Here is a 12946-nt window from a genome sequence, read left to right on the forward strand (position 1 = left end):
AAAAAAAAAGATATCAATGTTTGGGTGTCAACAAATCCTGCTCAAGCCTGATAAAGAACTCCGGGCAGTTCTAGAATATATTTGCCAAGAATCGAACAAGCTGCATAATTGTGCGGTTTACTACGCTCGCCAAATATATTTTAAAGCTCGCATCTGTGTCCGTCCATTTGATGTAATCAACGCATTAAAGCGCCATCCTCATTACGGGGCTTTATGCGCTCAAGCTGCTCAGCAGACCTGCGGTGCTGTTGGTGAATCAGTAAAATCTTTCAAAGAACTAATTAAATTGTTTTGGGAGGGCAAACTCGAAAACAAGCCAAAGTTTCCTGGCTACCGCATTCCCGGTGGATTTCATCTAATCGCTTATCCGAAACAAGCGCTTGGAAAAAAGTTGGTTGACGGTCAAGTTTCAATTCCTTTGGGTCAAAAAGTAACAACTTGGTTTGGACTGAAAAACTTTCAAATCCCCATGCCTACTAACTTAGACTATGCCGATATTAGAGAAATTAGAATTCTCCCCAGAAATGGCTGTTTTTACGCCGAGTTTGTTTACAAAACGGTCAGCGTTCAAACTGTTACAGACAGTCAAAAAGCTTTAGGTATCGCTCACGGTATTGGTAATTGGCTTACTTGTGTCAGCAACTCAGGGACAAGCTTTATCATTGACGGCAAGCATTTGAAGTCGGTCAATCAGTGGTATAACAAGCGGGTAGCAACTTTGATGGAGGGCAAGCATAATGGTTTTTGGTCGCATCAATTAGCGCGATTGACTGAAAAGCGGAACCGTCGAATGCGCGACGCCGTAAATAAATCAGCTCGTTTAGTTGTCAATCACTGTATCAAAAACGGAATCGGTGTTATCGTTTTTGGGTGGAACAAAAGGCAGAAAGATTCTGCCAGTATGGGCAAAAAAACCAATCAGCAGTTTGTTCAAATTCCTACGGCACGACTAAAAAACCGTATTGCTCAACTCGGCGAACAATACGGCATTAAATTTGTCGAAACTGAGGAAAGTTACACGTCTAAAGTATCATTTGTAGACCGTGATTTTCTACCTAAAATTGGTGAAAAACCCGATGGGTGGAAGGAAACTGGTAGACGAGTAAAGCGCGGTTTGTACCGGACGAGTGCGAAAAATTGGTACATCAATGCTGACTGCAACGCCTCAGCGAATATTTTGAGAAAAGTAGAGACGATGTTGGGGCTTGACCTTGACGGAGTTTGTAGGGGTGTTTTGACAGCGCCTTCAAGAATTACCTTTTGGTAGTTTCTTTAGAATCCCTGTTGCTTCAGCACAGGGAGTGTCAACTACTTAATGTTTAATCTCACAGCGCGAGGCTAAAGCTTCAACAGCGTGGAGGAGTTGAGTTGGAGTCCAATTTGCAGTCAACCCACTGGCGATCGCACACGCTCCCGCACCGACACCTTCCTTAACATAGCCGCGATCGTAAGCTTGCAGTTGCGCGTAGCGAGATCCAGCAAAACTTAGCTGCGCCGCCAACAGAGGTACACCGCCGATCTCATTAGCGAGTCCTACAGTGTCTCCTGTAGGGTCTTCGGCCACCCAGCGCGTAGTCCCCACCGCAACTTGTTTGGGACGCCATACTAGAGCATATTCACGGGCTAAGGCTTGCATCAAAGCGTACACTGCCAGCATTTGTGTACCCCCAGCCAGAAGCACCCCGCAAGTCTGACTCGCGGCGATCGCCATTGCCGCCACAGCTATTTGCATCGGATCGCCCACTGCCGCTACCAATTCCAGGGGAGTGCTGTTTTGTCCGCCAATTTCCCACTCAGCATTATTGAGTCCCGCTGTCACCGCAGCCAATTTTTGAGCGTGATTGCAGCGAGGATGAGAACTATTAACTTTGCCCGCCGCTGCAATACCCAAACCCATTAACACGCCCAAAGCAGTAGTCGTTCCCCCAACTACGCACTCCCCTAAAATTAAATAGCTGCCATTAGTTTGAGCAGCCAATTTTGCTCCCCAAATTAATCCTTGTTCGAGCAAATGTTTGACTGTTTCTAGTTCTAAAGCATTCCCCGAAATCAGACACTTTGCCGGAGTGCCGCCTAAGTCAATTGCAGGTACGGGAGGTGGGAGGGGCAAACCAGGATTAAATAGGTAAAGCGGAAGTTCTAAAGCTTCGACTACAGCGCGAGATATCAGTACCGGCGAGGCACCCGCTTCTAGGGGCGGCAAAGGATATTGGGGCGACGGTTGGGGGCCGTTATACAAAAATTCTGCATCAGCCAAACAAGTAAATTGTCGATCGTGCGGAGTTGCTCCTGCTGCTGAAATCCCCGGAATTAAGCCCGTAGCGGTAAATCCTAACACGCAGGCAAATATCGGTTTTCGTCCCCGATAGCGATCGAGCCATCGCTGCCCCTGTTCAATTTCTGTATAAATACCAATCATAGTTAGTCATTAGTTATTAGTCATCAGTTATCCGTCAACAGTCAACAGTCAACAGTCAACAATTCCCAATAACTACTCTTCATAATCGATCAAAACTTGCACCCAGCTTGGTGGCCGCGGAATTGGATTTCCCAAACGATCTAATAGCAGCAAAGCTACTAAATGCACTACAAATAAATAAACAATATTGTTAACCAAAATCATCCCGGCGGCGATCGCCCCAATTGTGTTCAAACTCGGTACATTAAGCCAGCCCAGCTTCACAAACACCCATTCCACCATCTCTGTTACCTGGGCGGTTACGTAAACCCATAAATCTTGACCCACCAACGCTGACAGCAGCCAAAACCGAAAAAAGAAGCCTACAGTACCAATTACTGCACCCACACTAACAGAGAGTGACCAACTCGCTTTGCGCCTCCAAAGTCCTCCCAGCGCAACTCCCATAATTCCAAAAGGCATCACGTATAAAATGCTCCGCGTCGGGCCCATCAGTACCGACAGCAGCAAACCCGATACCAAAGCTGCCATCCAAGCTGCTCGGTTGCCCCAGCGCAAGTAAACCAGGGCGATGGGTATCGGAAAAAAAACCCGCAGCAAAGGCCCCAGCGGAAAGTAATAATTTACCAGCCAAATTAAGCTAGCGGTACTTGCCAAAAAAGCCGTTTCTACCAGCCTTAAAGGTGCTTCCCCAGAGACGCGCTTCCCCAGATCGGGATTTGTACGATCGCCCGCCATGGCTGCAATATCAGCGGTTTGCGACTCGTTATTTGTACTGGGTGAACTACCCGAATTAGACGCAGCATCTGCTGACAAAAAATCACTCATCCGATTTTAGATTTTAGATTTTAGATTTTAGATTTTACGGGACTTGCGCCCCATGCGGCTGATTCCCGATTTTCCGATTTTAGATTTTAGATTTTAGATTTTAGATTTTACGGGGCTTGCGCCCCATACGGCTGATTCCCGGTTGCACTGTTTGGATGCCTCGCCGCCAAATTTAATATTGCTCCCAGAAACCGGGTTTAGGTAGGAACGCAAGTCTTATTTTAGATGGGTTTTCTCAGCCTAAATTTTCAGCAGCATTATTTTTCAATTTTGGCTTCCTGGATTACCAAAACCGAACAAGATGCGTGGTGAACAACATAATTGCTGACGCTGCCGAGGAAAGCTTCTGTAAACCCCGTGCGGCCACGCCTCCCCAACACTATTAAATCTGCGCCCCAAGTTTCGGCGGATTTACAGATACAATGCCCCGGATCGCCGTCCATTTTGCAGTCAAATTCCACCTGCAATCCTTGTTTTGCTGCGGCGTCGCAGTAATTTTTCAGCAAACCCGAAGCCTGTTTTTCCTCCCTTTCGAGTCGCAAACGTTGAGCTTGATAAGCTTGATCCATTAACTCGACATTCATGCCCAAATCTACCGGAATTGGCACTGCCGTCTCCCCCATGGTGCTGACAGTAACGCAGTTAAATAGCATTACCTGGGCGCGATCGTTCAGAGCTAATTCTAAAGCTTGAGTGAAGACCCGGTGGCCTAGTTCAGAATCATCTAAGGCGGCGAAAATTTTCTTAAAACTCACAGCTTTACCTCCTGCGGGAAATCATTCATATCCGTTAGTTAACAGAGATTGCTTTTGAATCTAATTCAAATTAGCAATCTCTGATACTTCTAGACTAACAGACGCTCTAAGGCGTGCAGGTCGGGAATGCACAAAACGTCACGTTCGCGCTGAATAGTTCCTTTTTTTTCCAGCTTGCTCAGCACTCGCGTTACTGTTTCGCGGGCCAGCCCGCTGAGGCTGCTTAATTCTCTGTGTGGCAGGTTCGGTATTTCTGTACCTCCTGTTTCCAGGATTTTTTTGCCTTGCCCCTCTGCCAAAAATAAGAGAATATCTGCTACTCGCGAGGTACTGTCGGACTCTCGCAAACGCAGGCGGCGGTTGACTTGTCGCAGGCGACGGGCCATCAGTTGAGCTAGCCGAATGCCTGCTAACGGCTCGGTATGAATAAGCTGCACAAAATCCTGAGATGGCATATTGCCGATCAGTGTCGGGGCTAGGGTGATCACATCTGTCGATCGCGGTGCTTCTTCGATCGCGGCCATTTCCCCGAATAATTCTCCTTTGCCTAAAATATTCAGTGTTACTTCTTTTCCGTCTAGGTTGTAGGTGCGAATTTTCACCCAACCATCCAATATAAAATACACTGATGTTCCCCAGTCATTTTCGAGTAAAATCACTTGATTTGACGGATGACTGCGGGTAACGATGTGGACAGTTGCTCTCTCGATTACAGGATCGGGTAATCCTGCAAAAAAAGGAGTAGAAACTATCAATTGATTTATATTAGAATTCGGATCTCGGGTGTTAAAGCGGTCTTCCATGAGGCCATCATTTTAATTTATGCGCTTGAGCTGCGCTGGGCAGTTAGAAATAGCTTGCAGCCGAGTCATTCGATTTGAGATTCAAGATTTGAGAAACAATGATCTAAAATCAAGGATCTAAAATCGGCAATTTTACCTCTAAAGTTTTGCGGTCAAAGGCTCAATATGGGAATTAATAGCCTCAAGCTCTGATTGGGAGCTAGAAACTAAAGAATATACCATAATTTTTTAGATATATACCACTGAGCAAATTTTATTAACAAAATTTTAGCAATGTGGCAAACGACTGAGCCGATCGAATTACCTTTGAAAGCACTTCGCGAAGACAAGCTTAACACTGCTGAGAGATTTGTTGTCACTCTTGCCCTGCTGTCGAGAAGGCAGAATCCACGAGTACAAGCCTGCAAGCACGGTAGACAGATCCCAAATCCAAACTGCCTAGAACCTGGCCAATGTCAGCACGAGGGGCAAAATCCACAGCCATTGCGAGCCTAAAGACAGGCGCTCTTGGCGAGCGAAATCCACCCACTTCCCAGCCAACTTTTCTGCTACCCCAAGATTATTGTACCATTAGTATCTAGCCATGAATACAGATAATAGGCTATAATTAAAGGTTACTCAAATCCAGCATACGGGGACAATTCCGAATATCGGTATCCCAAATCGCAAATTGTTTGAGGTTTTTTCCAAGTCGGTGAAAAATGAACAGACACTGACGCACCACCATGCTAATGAAACTCGCGGTGACATTGTGTGGCCCGCCGTTCAAGCAGGTGAAGGCAACAGTTCGTCTGGATCGCAGCTCTTACGAGCAGAATCAGCCTCCGGGCAGGGAAACTCGCCCCTGAGTCGCAGAATTTGAAAGCACTTGGAATTGATAGAAGCGGGCATTTGGTGGGGGAGTACCGACTAACCTATCATAGGCAATAGAAGCGCTCCGAAGGCAAAAGGTTAATTAACAGTTGTCAGAAAATATTAGTGAATAATTGACCGAAAGCATCCAGGATAGAAGCCCCCGGATTCATCCGTCCAGAAATAAAAAACCTGTATCCGATAAAGGAACCCCCGAATTTATCCGTGCGGTCAATGCTTAAATCTAAAATCTAAAATCTAAAATCTAAAATCGATTGACGGACTCGCATTCAGATTATTCTATCTATTGGCATCGCTGCCGCCTGACTTCAGTCTTTTGTCGGTAAAGTTTCTCCCAAGCCGCATTCCCAGAGGTTCCGCCCTTGAATTCTCAGAAGTATAAAATTCAAGCACTGATTGCTGAGATAGACGAGGTACTCAGCAAGCCCGCACCCCGATTGCCTTGGACGGGTTCTCTTGATACTGTCCACCAGCGCCAACTTTTAGAGCGAGTTCGCGCTTATCTGGTTTCCTCAGACTCAAAGCTAACGGCCCCAAAGGCCCCCACCCGCCCAAATGTCCGCCCGCAACCAGTTCCAGTACCCAAAGTGCCTCTGCCCGCCCCTGGCCCCTCAGCAGCAGAGCAAATCATGCTTGCCGTAACCGGAGAAATCAGCAACCTGCGTTCCAACCTGACAGGGCCGCTCCAAGAAGACATAGAAGCTTTGCGGCAAGAGCAGCAAGCTCTAATTCAAGAAATCAAACAGCTAGAAGCAAAACGGCAGCAGCAACAATCCCTAGCTCAGCAACAAGCCAACCAACAGCAAATTATTGCTGAATTCTTGCAGGTACTGACTGGTCGCTTAGAAGAAACCTTGGCTAGCGATTTCTCCCAAATTCTCAGTTCCCTAGAAAATCAGTTATTGCAAAGCATCTCAGCACCATACTCTTTGGGCAGTGCGCCTGATGAACAATCGGCTATTGACGTAACACTTAACCGACAAACCTCAGAAGAACACCCGCTGCTGACGCCGGGTCAGAGGTTGGAGCAAATGCAACTTTTCCAATCTCATGCTGACAGTCTGCTGATGAGTCTCGATTCTAGGATGGCTATCGTGTTCGAGGCTTTGCAAGCAAATCTGCAAAGCTATCAAGCTTCCTTGAGACAAGAACTCGAAAATATGTACGGTTTGAGCCAGCAGAGCGAGGCGATGTTCGCGGCTTTGGTCAACCACTTAGCTGCACAGTTGGGGCGAGAAGCTTCATCTTACGTTCAACAGCCGATCGATTTAGCAAATAATCTCGAAACCGTCACCCCAACAGCAGCCGATCAATCTCCTGTCGCTCCAGCCCCTTCAAATACTGCGATCGAACACTCAGCTGCAGAGAGTCAGCCAGGAGACTCGGTGCAGGAAATTCGCACCGGCGAATTCGGAGAACAAGACAGATTTCCCTACGCCGGTACAGAAATTTCTCCGCAATTCAGACAGTTGAGGCGCGATCGCGACCGCATTCAATCCCCAGGTTTGCTCCCGGAGTTGGAAGATAATTTGTTGGGTTCTACCGCAGAAAAATCTCGAAATGCAACTCGGTTTACTGGCGGTGAATCGGAGAATAGGTTAACAGAAACCGAAGAAGAGATTGAGGATTTGTATGCAAGTTTGTTTGCGGGAGAAGCGGTTCCTGAAGTAGAATTAGAAATCGAAAGTTTCCCGATAGAAAATAATGTAATTGAGACCAAAAGTGAAGGTGTAGAATATCAAGCTGCGACGGATCAGGAAAGTGCCGGATCGCTAAAAATGACGGAAGATTTGTTTATAAATCTGCTGGATGAAGGCGAATCTCTGGAAGAGAGTTTAGTAGATGAAGATTCAGACTTTGTAATGGGGAATTCTGTAGAGTCTCTAACTTTAGATAGTGCAGATTTATTTGAACCGCAAGTGGCAACAGTACCTCAAGTTTCAGAAGCACCACCCTCAACCGCTGAGGTGCAACTTGACGGGGACGATCGAGAAAATCTAGAAACGGGTCAAAACCAAGGCGAGCAGTTCGGCGCTACAGTCCCTCAATCACCAGCTTTGCCGTTGAGAACGCCTGGAGAAATTAGCCCTCACCGACCCAGCGCTACCCCCGCTGTGCCAAGTGCCGGTGACGTTCAAACTGGCGAGTTCGACTCATCCTCGCAGCGGCTCGATGATGGGTACATCCAAGCTTCGCCGGATGAGGATTTGCTGCCGGTCGAGGCATTAGAAGATGACCTCGATCGAGCTCTCAATTTGGACAACAATACTCTGGAACTTTTGGAGGCAGACCTCTACAATCTGGAGGGATTGGAAAATACTAGCTTCGGGCGATCGAATTTTTTAGTCGCTAACAGCTTGGATTTATCGGCGAGTTCCCCCGAAGGCATTGCAAACAATCCCTTTGCGGAGGCGGCAGAGGAAGAACTCGGCACGCTGGAGGAGTTGTTCTCCGATGTGTTGGAACTCTCCTCTGATGATGAACCCTTTGTTTTGGAAGACGAACTTGAGGATGATTTGTTTGCTGAGGAAGACGAATCGAATTTGACGCTAGACGAGATTTTGGCTAGTTTGACCGAGACCGATCGACCTTCGAGTGATTCTCCCCCTCCAGAAACTGCCGAAATCAACGAACTGCGATCGAGTCCTCCAGAAAGTCAAAAAAAAAACCTAATTTCGACAGAGAGTAAAGCAGCAGTTGTTGAGGGGAAAACTGATTTTAGCGAGTTTGCCGGAACACAGCAGCAAGACTCGGCTGGGCATTCTGCAGCAGGTGCGATCGCCCCATCCCCAGAACGCCGGAATTCTAGCTGGTATTTGGGGATTGATTTCGGTTCCAGCGGCCTGTCTGCGGCTTTGCTCGATCGCACCAGCGGGCAGTTGCACCCAATTTACTGGGAAGCATCGCAGGCTGAGGTTTTGGCAGCAGAGGCCAGTTGTCGGATTCCCTCGGCTGCGGTGCTGGCGAACACAGCCCCAGGAAGCCCAGGGTCAGAGGTGACAGTCAAGTCGGTGGGATTCCGACCCCAGGCTTTGGCGGCAGGAGAATTTTTACTGGAAAATTTTAAATTGCCTTTAAAGGTGGGCATTCCTTCTCAGCGGGAGGCTGCTGGGATGTACGAACCGCTGTTGCAGTGGTCGCCCTTGCAGGCTTTTTCGATCGCCTTGCCGCTGCAAAGTGTGCGGGCACTGCTGGCTACTTTGAATCCGAGTTTGCGGGGACAAAAATTTGCCGAATCAGGGGAAATTTTGGATTCTGCGCCAAGGACGAATTTTGCAGGATTGCCAGTTTCTAATTTAATTTGTAGGGCTTCGGGACTGACGCCAGAAACTCTCGATGCGGCGCTTTTAGACTTGCAGGGTGTAATTTTGGGGACTCCGGCCGGCTGGTCGGATGTTTATATGTTTAATCTGCGCGAGGCGGTTTTGGGCGCGTCTCTGGTAGCTTCTGGTTCGCAAATTTTTGTGGTGGAAGATGCGATCGCCACTTTGCTTGCTGCTGTAACTCCTGTGAAAAATGGCATGGAAGTCGAGTCGTCAGCCGTGGATTCTGCTAAGAGCGGTGAAGAAGCTGCACCGCTGACTGTGAATGCTTCGTCTTTTAGCGGGGGAACTTTGATTTTGAATGCGGGGGCGGCGACGGTGGAATTAGCTTTAGTTGAGTTGCCGTCCAATCTTCAAGATTTAACTCGTGCTGATTTTACTTGCCAGAGTTTTGGTTTTGCTGGCGATGCTTTTGATCAGGATATTATCTGTCAGTTGTTGGCTAAAAATGAAACTTGGGGAATGTCGATCGATTTGCCACGTCCAGGCCATCCAGATTTGCCGAGTCGCTATCAATTGCAGCAGCGGTTACAAGGTTCTGCTTTTGGTTTGCAATTGTTAGAGGCGGCAAGGCAAATAAAAGTTACTTTGCAACATCAAAAAAGTTTTGCTTTGGATATTGGTCAGCAGCATTGGGATGTGAAGCGCAAAGATTTGGAAAGTCTGGTTTTAGTACCTTTTGTGCAGCAGTTGAACCGCGAATTGAATGCTTTGCTCAGTCGCGCGGGAATGTCGCCGGCGGGGATCAATCAGGCGATTTGTGCCGGGGGTATGGGTGCTTGGCCTGCGATCGCCCGCTGGTTGCGCCAGAAGCTGCCGAATGCGATCGTGGTTCAAGACCAGGAATTGCAGGGCGATCGAGATATTTTTGAGATTGACAATTCTGCATTAAATTCTGTATCTCAAAGTACAAATTTTCCCCAAAAATTTGGTCGAGTCGCCTGCGGGTTAGCGAGTTTGGCTCTCTATCCTCACATTTTGGATGTGTCGCAGCAGCAGTACAGCGACTTTTTTCTGCTGTGGGAATTAATGCAGGTTTTGGGCCAGGAAACTCTGAGCTTTCAAGAAATTTTGCAGTTGTTGGAACGGCAGGGCGTGAATACCCGCACCTGCGAACCCCGGATTTTGCGGATTTTGGAAGGAAATTTGCCGGCGGGACTTGTGCCTGCGGAGGAAGATTTCATGCTGTTGGCCGAGGAGTCAAGGCAAAATCCCGATTGGGAAGTAATTTTGGCCGAGCCACTTTTCTTTGAAGATGTCTCACGGGGTTATCGTTTGAATATCGAACACGCCTCTGTTGTTCGCGAATATTTAGGCAAACTCGCCTCTAGCAGCCAGCAAAAATTGTTAGAGCCGCTAACACTTGCTTGGGATGTTCGCACCGATATTTATCGCTAAACGGCAAAAAACCCGGTTTCTCAGTAGAATCCTCCCTGTCTTCCGGGAAGAGTCCTAGTCGAAACCAGGTTTTTTTGCGTCCAGGACTAACTTTTTTCTGTAAATTTACGTGAATTTACAGAAAATTTATACGTTTTTATAAAAAGTACATAGAAACTTTATAAAAGGGTTATTGTTTTTTAAAGATTGTGCAAAGCTCAGCATTTCAGGTTCTGCAGATTTGGGATGGCTAATAAGATGGAAGTAAGAGATCGTTAAAGTTGAGAGAAATCATATGAAATTTCCGATGGGTGCCTCGTCGAAATCATCATTATCAGAAATGCTGTCCTTATTTTTTCAAGTATTTACTTACAAAGTCTGTGTATCAAAACAACAGCATCATCGATCCGTAACGAGCAAGGTAAAACGGTCGATCGATATTTTGGGCTCGCTGCTGGGACTGGCAATTGCTGCAGTGGTGGCGGTGCCGGTGGCAGTGGCGATGCTGTTGGACGATCGGGGCCCGCTGCTGTACAGTCAAGTCCGCTGCAGCTTCCAAGGGCGACATTTCAGAATGTGGAAATTTCGATCGATGGTTGTCGATGCAGAAAAGCTCAAACATTTAGTTAGCAACCAAGCCAAGGGTCACATTTTTAAGAATGAAAATGACCCGCGAATTACCCGCGTCGGCCGCTTCTTGCGGTGCACGAGTTTGGATGAGTTGCCTCAATTCTGGAACGTGTTAGTCGGTGACATGAGTTTGGTGGGAACTCGACCGCCCACTCCTGATGAAGTTGCTGCCTATGACGATTTTCACTGGCAACGTTTAAATGTAAAACCCGGGCTGACTGGGGAGTGGCAAGTCCACGGACGGTCTGGAGTTAAAGACTTTAACGATATTGTGCAGATGGATCTCGCCTATCAGGGCAAGTGGTCTGTTGTCTACGACATCACTCTGATTTGCAAAACAATTGGGGTGGTGTTCAGTAAAAACGGTGCGTGTTAATAGACTTGCTGTTTTGGGTTGTTTTTGGATTTTAAGTTTTAGGAAAAAATAGGGGATGAAATAGTAGTAAATAAATTAAATATATGTTAATAGAATTAGCGATTGGTGACGCTTACGGTGCTGGTTTTGAATTTGTTGACCAGCAGACGATCGCAATGTACAACAATCTCAACGGCTACATCCAGCATCCCCGTCACGATATCCGGCCTGGATGTTACACGGACGATACGCAGATGAGTTTAGCCGTCGCAGAAGCTATCGTCAGCCGAGAACCTTGGACGCCGGAACTTTTAGCCAGCAAATTTGTTGCAGCTTTTCACCGCGATCGGCGATTTGGTTATGCTGGCAAATTTTACAATTTTTTACTACAAGTTCAAGACGGAAAAGAATTCTTAGAAAAAATTCACTCTGCTAGCGATAAAAGCGGATCTGCGATGCGAGCAGGCCCCATTGGCATTTTTCCTACTATTGAAAAAGTCATCGAAAATGCTACCATTCAAGCTGCAATTACTCACAACAGTCCTGATGGCATTAAAGCAGCTATAGCTGCCGCTTTGATGTCTCATTATTTTATTTATCAGCTAGGTTTAAAGAAGAATTTGGGAAATTTTTTAGAACAGCACGTCCCTGGTGAGTGGTCGATACCTTGGCAAGGACAAGTCAGCGTTAAAGGTTTGGTCTGTGTTAGAGCAGCTATTACTGCTGTCATGCGAAATGATAGTATGAGCAAACTGCTCCTAGATTGCATTGCCTTTTCGGGAGATGTCGATACCGTAGCCACTATTGCTTTAGCTGCTGGTTCCTGTAGCAGTGAAATTGCCCAAGACCTGCCAGAAAATCTGGTACAAGGATTAGAAAATCAATCTTACGGCCGAGACTATATCATAGAACTGGATCGAGAGTTAATGAATTGTGCGATCGACTTCTGATTTCTTCCTGATATCTTTTACATCCGTTAAATCCCGATACACTGCGCGTTGCCGAACTTCTTGCTATTATGAATTTGCCTAATTTGATTACGTTTTCTCGCTTACTGGGAGTGCCTTTTCTGCTCTACGGTTTGTACGACCCAAGCGCGCAAAGCCGCTGGATTTGCACCGCAATTTTTGTGGTAGCTGCGGCTACTGATTGGCTGGACGGCTATTTGGCTAGGAAACTGAATCAAATTACCGATTTGGGTAAGTTTCTCGATCCTTTGGTGGATAAATTGTTGGTTCTCGCGCCGCTTTTAGTGTTGATTGAGTTGGGGAAAATCCCGGCTTGGGGAGTGTTTTTGATTTTTGGTCGGGAGTTGACAATTGCGGGGTGGCGTGTTAATAAAACTACGATTTCGGGAGCTAATATTTGGGGGAAGTTGAAGACGGTGAGTCAGATTGTGGCGATCGCACTTTTAATTGCTCCTCTTTCCGATGCGTGGAACTTTCCCGCCTTAATTGCTTTTTGGGTTTCTGTGGCTCTAACTTTGATTTCGGGTGCTATTTATCTGTGGCCGGAAAAGACTGCTGAGGAGAAGTAAGTCGGTTTTTAAACCGCAGATGAGGGCAGATTAACGCGGATTAACG

The 12946-nt window shown here is 46.9% G+C and carries 9 protein-coding genes; 5 read left to right on the forward strand and 4 right to left on the reverse strand.

Annotated elements, in window-relative coordinates:
- Positions 1 to 1267 (forward strand): transposase (locus Q5691_RS11910; RefSeq protein WP_333344955.1); only part of this gene is annotated, 1267 nt, incomplete at its 5' end.
- A gap of 45 nt (positions 1268 to 1312) precedes the next feature.
- Here the strand turns inward: Q5691_RS11910 and cobT are convergent.
- From cobT to Q5691_RS11930, 4 genes are all read right to left on the reverse strand, one after another.
- Entirely contained in the window at positions 1313 to 2419 is a 1107-nt protein-coding gene (gene cobT / locus Q5691_RS11915; RefSeq protein WP_333215246.1) for a nicotinate mononucleotide-dependent phosphoribosyltransferase CobT, read from the reverse strand.
- A gap of 72 nt (positions 2420 to 2491) precedes the next feature.
- A complete protein-coding gene (locus Q5691_RS11920; protein ID WP_333215244.1) occupies positions 2492 to 3247 on the reverse strand; it encodes a DUF2232 domain-containing protein in 756 nt (251 codons plus the stop codon).
- 257 nt (positions 3248 to 3504) lie between these two features.
- Complete coding sequence (locus tag Q5691_RS11925) at positions 3505 to 4002, reverse strand: universal stress protein (protein ID WP_333215242.1); 498 nt, start codon at positions 4000 to 4002, stop codon at positions 3505 to 3507.
- Between the two features lie 89 nt (positions 4003 to 4091).
- A complete protein-coding gene (locus tag Q5691_RS11930; protein WP_190663937.1) occupies positions 4092 to 4805 on the reverse strand; it encodes a Crp/Fnr family transcriptional regulator in 714 nt (237 codons plus the stop codon).
- Positions 4806 to 6040: 1235 nt separating this feature from the next.
- Between Q5691_RS11930 and Q5691_RS11935 the strand changes: the two genes are divergently transcribed.
- From Q5691_RS11935 to pgsA, 4 genes are all read left to right on the forward strand, one after another.
- Positions 6041 to 10399, forward strand: a complete 4359-nt coding sequence (locus Q5691_RS11935) for a hypothetical protein (RefSeq protein WP_333215238.1) — start codon at positions 6041 to 6043, stop codon at positions 10397 to 10399.
- A gap of 319 nt (positions 10400 to 10718) precedes the next feature.
- Positions 10719 to 11384 carry a sugar transferase gene (locus Q5691_RS11940; protein WP_333311377.1) on the forward strand — a complete coding sequence of 222 codons (666 nt, stop codon included), beginning with the start codon at positions 10719 to 10721 and terminating at the stop codon, positions 11382 to 11384.
- An 83-nt stretch (positions 11385 to 11467) separates the two neighbouring features.
- Positions 11468 to 12313, forward strand: a complete 846-nt coding sequence (locus Q5691_RS11945) for an ADP-ribosylglycohydrolase family protein (RefSeq protein WP_333215234.1) — start codon at positions 11468 to 11470, stop codon at positions 12311 to 12313.
- A gap of 68 nt (positions 12314 to 12381) precedes the next feature.
- Positions 12382 to 12900, forward strand: coding sequence for a CDP-diacylglycerol--glycerol-3-phosphate 3-phosphatidyltransferase (gene pgsA, locus Q5691_RS11950; RefSeq protein WP_333215232.1), 519 nt, complete (start codon positions 12382 to 12384; stop codon positions 12898 to 12900).
- Positions 12901 to 12946: the final 46 nt, after the last annotated feature.

Origin of the sequence: Microcoleus sp. w1-18aA5, assembly GCF_036701705.1 — a bacterium.
GTDB lineage: Bacteria > Cyanobacteriota > Cyanobacteriia > Cyanobacteriales > Microcoleaceae > Microcoleus.